This window comes from uncultured Megamonas sp. (assembly GCF_958438645.1).
Taxonomy (GTDB): Bacteria; Bacillota; Negativicutes; order Selenomonadales; family Selenomonadaceae; genus Megamonas.
In genome coordinates this window covers 239,555-250,011 of the sequence record NZ_CAUBSM010000003.1, presented here as the reverse complement: position 1 = coordinate 250,011, position 10,457 = coordinate 239,555, and the positions used below count along the sequence as shown (strand labels likewise).

Annotated in this window: 13 protein-coding genes; all 13 read right to left on the bottom strand. The window is 32.4% G+C overall.

Features of this window, described 5'->3' with window-relative positions; translation table 11 throughout:
* Nucleotides 1-737, bottom strand: a 737-nt coding sequence (locus Q5I67_RS04495) for a TonB-dependent siderophore receptor (RefSeq protein ID WP_302486487.1), incomplete at its 3' end; no start/stop codon positions are given.
* 117 nt (nt 738-854) lie between these two features.
* Nucleotides 855-2,258 carry a heme anaerobic degradation radical SAM methyltransferase ChuW/HutW gene (gene hutW / locus Q5I67_RS04490; protein WP_302486486.1) on the bottom strand — a complete coding sequence of 468 codons (1,404 nt, stop codon included), beginning with the start codon at nt 2,256-2,258 and terminating at the stop codon, nt 855-857.
* Entirely contained in the window at nt 2,255-2,794 is a 540-nt protein-coding gene (locus Q5I67_RS04485; protein WP_022227810.1) for a flavodoxin family protein, read from the bottom strand. Before Q5I67_RS04485 ends, hutW begins: the two co-directional genes overlap by 4 nt.
* 106 nt (nt 2,795-2,900) lie before the next feature.
* Nucleotides 2,901-3,638 carry an ABC transporter permease gene (locus tag Q5I67_RS04480; protein ID WP_302486485.1) on the bottom strand — a complete coding sequence of 246 codons (738 nt, stop codon included), beginning with the start codon at nt 3,636-3,638 and terminating at the stop codon, nt 2,901-2,903.
* A 2-nt stretch (nt 3,639-3,640) separates the two neighbouring features.
* Nucleotides 3,641-4,381: an ABC transporter ATP-binding protein gene (locus tag Q5I67_RS04475; protein WP_302486484.1), complete on the bottom strand. Its 741-nt coding sequence runs from the start codon at nt 4,379-4,381 to the stop codon at nt 3,641-3,643.
* A complete protein-coding gene (locus Q5I67_RS04470) occupies nt 4,381-5,181 on the bottom strand; it encodes an ABC transporter ATP-binding protein (protein WP_018999543.1) in 801 nt (266 codons plus the stop codon). Before Q5I67_RS04470 ends, Q5I67_RS04475 begins: the two co-directional genes overlap by 1 nt.
* The gene (locus tag Q5I67_RS04465) at nt 5,178-6,200 is read right to left on the bottom strand and encodes an iron ABC transporter permease (protein ID WP_302486483.1); all 1,023 of its coding nucleotides are present in this window, start codon (nt 6,198-6,200) and stop codon (nt 5,178-5,180) included. Before Q5I67_RS04465 ends, Q5I67_RS04470 begins: the two co-directional genes overlap by 4 nt.
* 18 nt (nt 6,201-6,218) lie before the next feature.
* Nucleotides 6,219-7,196 carry an ABC transporter substrate-binding protein gene (locus Q5I67_RS04460; RefSeq protein ID WP_302486482.1) on the bottom strand — a complete coding sequence of 326 codons (978 nt, stop codon included), beginning with the start codon at nt 7,194-7,196 and terminating at the stop codon, nt 6,219-6,221.
* A gap of 23 nt (nt 7,197-7,219) precedes the next feature.
* Nucleotides 7,220-7,444: a hypothetical protein gene (locus tag Q5I67_RS04455; RefSeq protein ID WP_288795569.1), complete on the bottom strand. Its 225-nt coding sequence runs from the start codon at nt 7,442-7,444 to the stop codon at nt 7,220-7,222.
* Between the two features lie 23 nt (nt 7,445-7,467).
* Nucleotides 7,468-8,301 carry an energy transducer TonB gene (locus tag Q5I67_RS04450; protein WP_302486481.1) on the bottom strand — a complete coding sequence of 278 codons (834 nt, stop codon included), beginning with the start codon at nt 8,299-8,301 and terminating at the stop codon, nt 7,468-7,470.
* Nucleotides 8,302-8,304: 3 nt separating this feature from the next.
* Nucleotides 8,305-8,706 (bottom strand): biopolymer transporter ExbD, encoded by a 402-nt coding sequence (locus tag Q5I67_RS04445; RefSeq protein WP_302486480.1) that lies wholly within the window; start codon nt 8,704-8,706, stop codon nt 8,305-8,307.
* A gap of 2 nt (nt 8,707-8,708) precedes the next feature.
* Entirely contained in the window at nt 8,709-9,323 is a 615-nt protein-coding gene (locus Q5I67_RS04440) for a MotA/TolQ/ExbB proton channel family protein (RefSeq protein ID WP_018999549.1), read from the bottom strand.
* Between the two features lie 235 nt (nt 9,324-9,558).
* Nucleotides 9,559-10,404, bottom strand: coding sequence for an aminotransferase class IV (locus tag Q5I67_RS04435; RefSeq protein ID WP_302486479.1), 846 nt, complete (start codon nt 10,402-10,404; stop codon nt 9,559-9,561).
* Nucleotides 10,405-10,457: the final 53 nt, after the last annotated feature.

The window sequence follows — 10,457 nt, the reverse complement described above, 5'->3', positions numbered from 1 at the left end:
TTTTGTTCGCCTAACTCATGATTAAAATCACAAGTGTGCAGCTCACAATAATCAAATGCATACGTTCCACTAAAATCATAATTCGTTCTAGGGCCAAAATAATTCGTCCCTGTGCCACCAACAAATTCACGTTTACGATATTTAGCAAAATTAGCATTCACTACACCATTGAATTTACCTTGCTGACCTAAATCAAAACGATAATAATTATTCATGACATCAGTTCCTGTATTTGCTCCTACAGTTACAGATTGTTCTTTGGATTTTTTCGTAATAATATTGATTACTCCACTTTCAGCATCTGCACCATATTGAGCGGAGGCTGCACCTCTAACAATCTCAATGCGTTCTACACTAGATAAATTTATTTTATCTAAATCAAAAGCTCCTCTAGTCATTGATGAATATTCATTTGACATTCTTCTGCCATCTAATAATACTAAAGCACCTGCATTTTTCCCACGAACCATCAATCTATGACCTGCACCGATTTGAGAAACATCAACATTTGTTGCCAATTTCAAAGCAGAATAAATATCTGTTGCTCCTAATTGTTCAATATCTTCACTGGTGATGACTTCTACTGCATTAGGTACAGCTTTCACTTCTTGCTGTGTTTTCGTAGCTGTTACCACTACATCTGGTGTTTGGATTACTTCGCTGGCTTGCGTGCAACTTGTCAATCCCATCAATATAGATAAAGTTAAAAGTGTAGATTTACGTTTTTTTGTTAGCATTGCTCGTCTCCTTTATTATAAAATCAATTCCTATTAATAATAATCATTATCATTCAAGCTTTAAAAAATAAGGCAGTTATCAAAATTAATCATAACTGCCGTATTTTATTTATGCATTTAACCTTGTGCTGCTATTGGCTGAACTTCAAAAGATTTCTTGCCCATCAATAATTGTTGTGTAAGTTCTATTATTGTCTGTGTGATATTATTTTGCCAAAATTGACCAGCAATCGTCATTTTATAAGTATGACCACATTTTTCAAATAAGCCATATTCCACCCAAATATCCAGTACTTCTTCTAATTGTAAAAGTTCTTCACTATATACTTGAGCTAATTTTTGTATATTTACCATACAATTTTCAGTCTGTGCTTGAATATCTTTAAATAAAACTTTGCCTTCTGCTTCTTTGGTTAAAACCATCAATGGCCATTTTCCTTCATCAATAGCATTCATATAACGCTGTAAATCTCTATTTAAAAACATAGAAATATCTCCTACAAAACCGCCAGCCCCTGAACCAAATGGTATCACATCAGCTCCTGATTTTGCCAAAGTATTATACATACTGCGTTCACGATTTGTTTTTGCCCAATGACAGACACTCAATCGCTTATAACCTAATTCATCTAAATATGAAATAGCTGCTTCTAAATATTTTGCCTGCTGTTTTGTCGTTGCCGCAGGTGGTATTTTGCCATTATCTATCGCTTTTTTTAATGCAGATTGTTCAAACACATTTAATTGATACAAATCCATACCATCAATTGGCAAACTATCTGCTATTTTTAAATCATTTACAAAGTTATCCACACTTTGAGCAGGTAAACCATAAATCAAATCTATGATTAATACGGCTTGATTATAACTTGCAGCTCGCTTGAGATTTTCAATAACAGTTTCTTTATCATCTTTGCGTCCCATACTTTGACGGATAGCCGTATCAAAAGATTGTACACCCACAGATATGCGATTTACACCATGTTTAAACCATACTTGCAATTTTTCATCAACTAAATCATGCACACGAGCTTCCATAGTTATTTCGCAATCATTAGCAAGTGGCAATACTTCATTCATAGTTTTTAATAATCTATCTGCATTATATGGTGATAATGTAGATGGTGTTCCGCCACCAAAAAATACAGCATTAATCACACTATCTTGTACATATTTATATTCTTTTGCCATTGATAATTGCTTGATTAATCTATCTACATACATGGTTTCGCGTTCTTCATTAGAATAATTCTGAAAAAAACCACAGTATAAACAAATTTGACTGCAAAAAGGAATGTGTATATATACTGCTTTCTTTTTACTTTTATCTCCTTTTCTTTGCATATATTCAAGCCAAATTTTTTGCTGTTTTACAGGTGGTACCATCTGTCCATTTGCCCCTGGATGAACAACTCTTTTTTTGCTAAAAGTCTCCGTCAAAGGCTGACAAGATTTTTCCCCTATCATCATCTTATATTGTTCAGTTGATAGATTATCTAATATTTCTCTTATTTTGCTCATAAGTTTATTTCACCACTCATTTTTGCTTTAATCTCACTAAATACTTTCTTTGCATTAGCCAAATCTTGCTCATCAGGGTGTGTACTAGCTTTGCGATGACGTTCTAAACGCTTTTCATCTACTGCGTGAAAATTTTCTTTAGAAACTTTCGTGCCAAACATTTTTTTCATCGCTTCTAATAATTTAGGATCAATCTTTCCTTGGCAGATAAATCTCCCCATAACCTCATTAGAACTATCTAACATATCTATACCATTTTGCAAACTAGTTTTTGCATGTTCTGAATCTGGTTCAGCTCCTAGCGTAGCATATACAGCCACTTTACTATTGCGAATGGATTTCAAAAATTTACTAGCTTTTGCATCAGCTGTTCCTTTGTCCACCCAAAAGCCTACAACAACTAAATCATAACCTGTGATATCAGGATTATCTTCTACTTTATAAATATCACAATTCGGAGCTAAAACTTCGGCAATAGCTTCTCCTACCATCTTTGTATTACCTGTTAAACTAGAATAAACTACTATTGATTTCATTTTTTATCTCCTTCTTTTCTATAAAAAATATATCTTTACTCAAATTATAGTCTAAATTTATCTTAAACACACTAAAATTTAAAACTTTTATTTTATATCAACTAGATTATTCATTATAATTTTTTAATTGATATCTACTAATTACCAACAAGATTAATGTAATAATTATTAAATAAATCATATCTAACAAACTATACATACTAAATACTTCTGTACGCAATAAATTATTCGCTAAAGTCAATGGCAAAATTCCCACTACAATCTGCAACCAATCCGGCAAATTATACAACGGAAAAAATGTACCACAAAAGAAAGTCATCGGTGTAATTATAAAATTTATCACTGAAGATAATGCATCTGGATTTTTGATCCAAAGACCTATGGCAATCCCTAAAATACCAAAGCAAAAGGCAGATAATAAAATCCCTAAAAATCCCCAAAGGCTCAACATTGGCACATCAAAAAACACCATAGCTATGATATAGATAATACCTCCAGCTATAAAGCCACGAGTAACTCCAGCCAAAGTAATGCCTAATATAACTTGAAAAGCAGAAATCGGACTCAATAATAATGTCTGGAATGTTTTAAAATAAAATCTTCCCACACTCACTGATAATGCTGTCTGTTGAAAGGCATTCATCATGACTGTTATCGATAGCATTCCCTTTGCCAAAAAAGGTAAATAACCGCCATGGATATTATTCATTACAGATCCAATTCCCATGCCAAAGGCAAATAAATAGATTATCGGAAACATTACCGCTGAGAAAATATATCCTAATTTTCCCATCTTCTTTTGCAAAAGTGCCATTTCACGCATATATACTGCTAAAAAATTCAAAATCAATAAGCCTCCTTACCGATAAATCGTAAAAAAGCTTTTTCTAAAGTTATATCTTCATTTTCATCTTTCTGCATTATCTGCTTTATTTTTTCTACTTCATCTATCGCCAATAATCTTCCTTGTTTTAAAATAGCGATTTTATCACAAAGATATTCAGCTTCTTCCATATAATGAGTGGTGATAATTACACTTATCCCCATATTTTTTAATTTTTTTATTTCTTGCCAAATATCATATCTCACATCAGGATCTAATCCCACACTTGGTTCATCTAACAATAAGATTTTAGGCTTTACTAATAAAGCTCTAGCAATCATTGCTTTTCTAGCCATACCGCCAGATAATTTCTCAATCTTTCTATCTTGCCAAGTATTCATTTCAAATTGAGATATTATTTTTTCCACTTCATATTTATAATTTTTCACCTTATATAAACGAGCATAATATAGCAAAGCTTCTTTAACGGAAAATTCTCTTTCCATATTATTATCCTGCATGACAAAACCTAGCTGAGACTTTATCTTTGCTCTTTCTTTATCAGCATCAATCCCTAAAATATCAAGCTTACCTGAATTTGCTCTGCTTAAACCAGATATTATCTTCATCATACTCGTTTTACCAGCACCATTAGGGCCTAAAAGCCCCAATATCTCGCCTTCTTCAAGTGTGAAACTTATATCTTTTAAAATAATTTTATCCTTAATTTGTTTATTTATCTTATTTAAACTTAAAACCTGCACTAATTTTTCTCCCCTTGTTTTACATCATAAGGGAAACAAACTAAATGTTTTTGTCCATTTTGTTCTAAAGACATGACTGACGTTTCTACATCATATAAATCACAAAGTATTTTTTCTGTAAATACATCTTGCACCAAACCTTCAGCAAAAATCTTGCCTTTTTTCACCGCCACTAAGCGATGACTATATCTAGCAGCATGGTTTAAATCATGCAAGACCATAATCACCGTGATTTTTCTTGTTTCATATAATTTATATACTAAATTCATCAAATCTAATTGATGTTTTACATCTAAATACGTAGTTGGTTCATCTAATAATAAAATCTCTGGATTTTGAGCTATTGCCATTGCCAGCCATGCTCTTTGACGTTCGCCACCAGATAAAGTATCTAATCTTCGATATCGCATATGTGATGTATTTGTCTGCGTCAATGCTTCTTCTATCTTTTCTTCATCAATTTTATTCGGCGAAGAAAATAATCCTTGATGTGGCATTCTACCATAACAGACTAAATCATAAACAGTCATATCCATTGGAGCCGTTGAAGATTGTGGCAATATTGACATCTTACGTGCTATATCACCAGGTTTCATTTTTTGAATATCTTTTCCTTCTAATAAAACAGTCCCATGTGTAGGCTTTAATAATCTACCTAAAGATTTTAATAATGTTGATTTTCCTGAACCATTTGGGCCAATAATACTTATTATCTCTGATTTATCTACCTTGAAATTCAATTTATCAGCAATGATTTTTTGCCCATATTGCAATGTAAGTTTATCTGCTTGTAAAATCATCTCTTTTGCATTCCCCTTTTCAATAAATAAAGGAAAAACGGTGCACCAATAAATGACATAAATACACCTACAGGCACCTCTATAGGACTAAAAGCAGTCCTTGCCACTGTATCTGCTACAATCAATAAAATTCCACCAAAAATAGCTGAACTTGGCAATAAATAGTTAAAATCAGAACCCACTACTAAACGCATCATATGTGGCACTATAAGACCAACAAATGTGAGCATACCTGCTACACTTACAGCAGAAGCAGCTAATAAAGCCGCCAATGTAACGAGGAAAAATCTTGTAGCTTCCACTCGTGTTCCCAAACTTTTTGCTACATCATCACCTAATTGCAAAGCGTTTAACAGTTTACTGCTGATACTCACACCTACTAAACCAATGATAGTATATGGCAAAATCATAGTTACATGCTTCCATGAGGCACCTGAAAAACCACCTGCCATCCAATTTACTGTACCTTGAATTTTATCAGAGAAAAATACCATCAAACATGTCATACCGCCAGCAAAAAATGCTGAAACTGCCACACCAGCTAAAATCAATTTAAGTGGCTGAATACCCTCTTCCCATGCCAGTGCAAATAAAATTAAAGTCGCTACCATCGCTCCTACAAAAGCTACGATTGGCACCATATTCGTATATTCAGGTAAAACAATCATGACTACCATAGCAGCAAGACCTGCCCCTGCTGATACCCCAATAATACCTGGATCTGCCAATGGATTTTTCAATACACCTTGTAATATACAGCCTGCAATAGCTAAATTTATACCTGCAAACATCGCTGTAAGCACTCTAGGAATGCGAATGTGATATAAAATTCTATAGCTTTCTGTATTTTGAACACCCACAAACACATTATATAAATCGCTAAATGATGTATTTGCTGTACCTATAATCACGCTGATAAATAAAACTGCTACCAACAAAATCAGTCCCAAAAACATCACTAAATTGCGTTTTTTACTTCTAGGATCTCTTATCTTTTCACTTATACTAGCAATAGCCATTACCATACCTCATATTTTTTATTCTTGTAAATATAAATCATCTGCCAATATATTTATCGCTTTAGCTATATTAGTACCAGGATTTACAGCAAATAACTGATATGGTAATACATATACTCTATTATTTTTCACAGCAGATATATCTTGCCACAAAGGATTTTGCCCTAAATTTTCATCTATACTATTTTTTACTGCGTCCACATTACCATGAGTTACTACAAATATTGCCTCTGGATCTTGTGTAGCAATATATTCCATTCCTAATGGGATATAGCCACTGTCTTTTGCTACAGAATCCACATTATCTGCTATATTATTACCACCTAAGCGTTTTAATAAATCTCCTGTAAATGATTTACTTGTTGCCATGCTAAAGCTATCTGTCGTGCCCCAGATTATCAAACTTCTTGGAGCTGTTTTATTTTCTGCTCTAGCAATCGCTTTTTCATAATCAGCTTCTATTTCCTTGATTTTTGCTTGAGCGATTTTTTCTTCTCCTGTCAATTCTCCATAAAAACCTAAAGTGGATATCACATCTTCATATGTGTCTAAAGATTTAATTAACACAGGAATATTAGCTTTCTCCAAAGTAGGAATTAATTGCTGATGAAAAGGTACATTTACACCAATTACTAAATCAGGTTGTAATTTCAAAATAGTTTCTACGCTAGGATTGTGAATTACACCGATTTGCTCTATATTTTTTGTTCCTTCTTTGACTTCATCACTCAAAGCTTCTGAAGTAGGTTTTCCCACTATTGTATCAGTCTCTTTACCGCCAGCATAATAATATAAATCTAAATGAGAAGCATTTAATAATACTACACGTTTAGGATGTGTTGGTATCGTTACCTCTCTACCTGTGCTATCTGTAACGACTCTTGTTAAACTGATATTATTTGTATCTTCTTCATGTGAGCGAAAGCCTAAAAACAATCCGCCAATAGCTATCAAACAAATAATGCCAAAGATTACTTTTCTCAAATAGCCACTCATATTTTCACCTCTTTATTTTTCAATCAACTTTTTATACAAATTTTATTTACATCTTTGCCAATTTTACTTATACAACTACATTTAGGGCATTTTATTTCTACATATTTAACTTTTCCATAAAAAAGCAATCTATTACATCGCTTACATCTATGTTCTGGTAATTTAGTTAACGTTTTCTTTTCGTCCTTTTTTTCATCATCTATAATAATATTTTCGATTTCTTCTTGTTTTAACATAACTTCTTGCATCAAAAACATCTCTTTTCTCAATATCAATTCAAATAAAAATTAACAGGAACATTCATGCTAATACTTTCACCTAAACCATGACTAAATGGACATGCACTATATACTGCATTTAAGGCAGCCTTATCTAAATTTCCATTAACGCTAGAAACTACACCTGCACTGATTAAATTTCCACTTGCATCAATAGTTACATTGATAATTACTGTACCTTGCTGATTTAATCTGACAGCTGCATAAGGATAAGATTTATGATTTTCCACAGCTTGAGCAAATCTACTTGCTACACTATATCTATCTTCGGTAACATTTGCTCTTCCACTAGCTTTTCCATTGTCGCTACTAGCCATACCTTCTGCTGTACCACCACCACTTCCACTGCCACTGTTTTTATTTTCGCTACCAGAAAAATTCTCACCATCTCCCTGACCAATACCGCCACTTATTGCTTGCGTATCATCTTCTGATACTGTATTTGTCATATTATTGGAAGCTGGTAAAATTCCATCTTCTGCACTAATTTCATCTTTTTCAATCTGCTTATTTTCTACATTATTTATTTGTTTTATATCTTTATTTTCATTTACTTCATTATTTTTATTTTCAATATTTTGATTATCATTATCACTATTATGCTTAAAAATATTTTCTATATCTCTACTAAATGAATTGAATGATGATTTTTCTTGAACTTTCGCTATCTGTTCTGGTGTGTCCGCTAGATTGACTGTAATCAATTCTTCTTTTGGTCTTTGTATCTCCTGATGAAAGCCTGCTACCATAGCACCAATGGTTATAACCACTATAAAATGAAAAACAAATGATATTGAAAAAGATTTTTTCCAAATATGCTTTTTCATTGACTATTTCTCCTGAGTTGCTATGGATAATTTTGTTACACCTGCACTCTTGATTTCATCCATCACTTTGATTACTTTTCCATGTTCTACATTCTCATCAGCTCTTAAAATCACAGGAGTATCTGCTTTATCAGCTAATTGTTCCACTCGTGGTTTTATTTCTTCAATGCTCACCATAGTATCACCTATACTGATTGTGCCATCTTTCATCAATGTGATAGCCACTGGCTTTGGTGCTTCTTGATGACTAGAAGATGCTACTGGCAAATTCACAGGCATGGATTTTTGATAAACCATTTGCAAAGTACTAAATAAGAAAAACACCATCAAGAAAAATATAATATCAATCATCGGTATAATCATCAATCGTGGTGGTCTTGCCACGCGATTACTGCGTATATTCATTATTATTTACCTCTTGCCTTACTGATCACTACAGTACAAACATTTTCTACATCAGTTAAAACACTATCTAAGCGATTGCTAAAATAACTATGCACAATCAATGCTAGCACGGCTACACAAAGACCAGTAGCTGTCGCGATTAACGCCTCACCTACACCACCAGTAATCAATGCAGGATTATCCCCAGCAACATCTAATACTTTAAAAGAACTAATCATCCCCACCACTGTACCTAATAAACCTAACAGTGGAGCCATAGTAACAATAGTATCTAAATAATTTAAATTTCGTTTTAAACCATTTGCTCTAACAGAAATATATTCTTCAAAACTTTCCTTCATTGACATTGGACACTCACGATATTTTAAGCCTATCGCCAATACATCACTGACAAAGCAACGATTATTAGCACATACTTTTTCTGTTTCTTGCCAATTACGCTCTTTAGCTAAAGCCAAAATTTGTTGAGCCATATCTTTATTATCGCCACAAGTCCTCTTATAATAAATAAAACGCTCAATACCAATAGCAACAACTAAAATAGAACAAGCTAAAAGTGGATACATCACCCAACCACCATGATGAAATAATTCTAATGCACTAATAATAAAATCCAATTTAAACGCACCTTTCTCTAAATAATAATCTTCATAAAAAAGATAAAACTCCATAGAATAAATCTAAAATAAAATTTTGCTCATGCTCTAAATAAGATAAATACACACAAAAATTTTATTCAAAAATATATTCTATGGAGTTCTAGACTCTCTTTTAAAAATTACATAAATAATTATATTGAAAACAATTCTCATTGTCAAATATTTTATGGATAATTTTTAAATCTATTCAATTTTATTTTTTCGTACATTCTAACCATTCTTGATAAATATACTCTTTCAATCTATCGAAAATATCACTGTCTTTTTTACCTACAGCTTTTCCTTCAAATTCTACAGCACGAATACATAAATCACCAGAACTACTTACAATCACTTCATCAGCATTGATTAATTCATCTACTGTAAAAGGTCTTTCTTCTACTTCAATATTTAACGCTTTACATGCTTTTAATAAATGTGCTCTAGCAATACCAGGTAAAATATATTCATCAGCAGGATGAGTAATAAATTTTTTATCTTTAATTATATGCACATTACTATGAGCACATTCTGTAACTATATCACCGCGATGAAATACAGTTTCATCACAATTTTTTTCCTTTGCATGTTGATAAGCTACTACACTAGGAATTAAATTCAAAGTCTTAATATTACAATGTAAAAATCTTGTATCTTCCATAGAAGTCAATTTATATTCTCTATCTTTATCTGTAATTTTTTCTGGGCAAATCGTCACCCATAAATTAGCTTTTTGCTCTTCATCATAATTATGACTTCTAAGACCATTACCACCACGAGTAGCTTGCCAATATACAAACAGCTCATCATCATCTAATTTTTGCACTAATTCATTTAATAAGTTTTTTAAATACTCTTTAGTAAAACCTAAATTTATATCTAATAATCTGGCACTATTAAAAAATCTATCTACATGCTCATCAATAGCCATGATTTTATAATTTCTAGCACAAGTGGCATCATATACACCATCACCAAACCAATGGGAACGATCTGACATAGGTATCATTATTTTTTCTATCTCATCACATTTTCCATTATAATAACCTAAAGTTTTCACCCCAAAATACCTCCAATTAAACAAATACCCGAAGATTACTATTAAAATATATA

Bases quoted from the DNA above. Each gene is read 5' to 3' on its own strand.
- Q5I67_RS04450 (WP_302486481.1), bottom strand. From the start codon at position 8,301: ATGAAAAAGCATATTTGGAAAAAATCTTTTTCAATATCATTTGTTTTT.
- Q5I67_RS04445 (WP_302486480.1), bottom strand. From the start codon at position 8,706: ATGAATATACGCAGTAATCGCGTGGCAAGACCACCACGATTGATGATT.
- Q5I67_RS04465 (WP_302486483.1), bottom strand. From the start codon at position 6,200: ATGGCTATTGCTAGTATAAGTGAAAAGATAAGAGATCCTAGAAGTAAA.
- hutW (WP_302486486.1), bottom strand. From the start codon at position 2,258: ATGAGCAAAATAAGAGAAATATTAGATAATCTATCAACTGAACAATAT.
- Q5I67_RS04485 (WP_022227810.1), bottom strand. From the start codon at position 2,794: ATGAAATCAATAGTAGTTTATTCTAGTTTAACAGGTAATACAAAGATG.
- Q5I67_RS04470 (WP_018999543.1), bottom strand. From the start codon at position 5,181: ATGATTTTACAAGCAGATAAACTTACATTGCAATATGGGCAAAAAATC.
- Q5I67_RS04455 (WP_288795569.1), bottom strand. From the start codon at position 7,444: ATGCAAGAAGTTATGTTAAAACAAGAAGAAATCGAAAATATTATTATA.
- Q5I67_RS04460 (WP_302486482.1), bottom strand. From the start codon at position 7,196: ATGAGTGGCTATTTGAGAAAAGTAATCTTTGGCATTATTTGTTTGATA.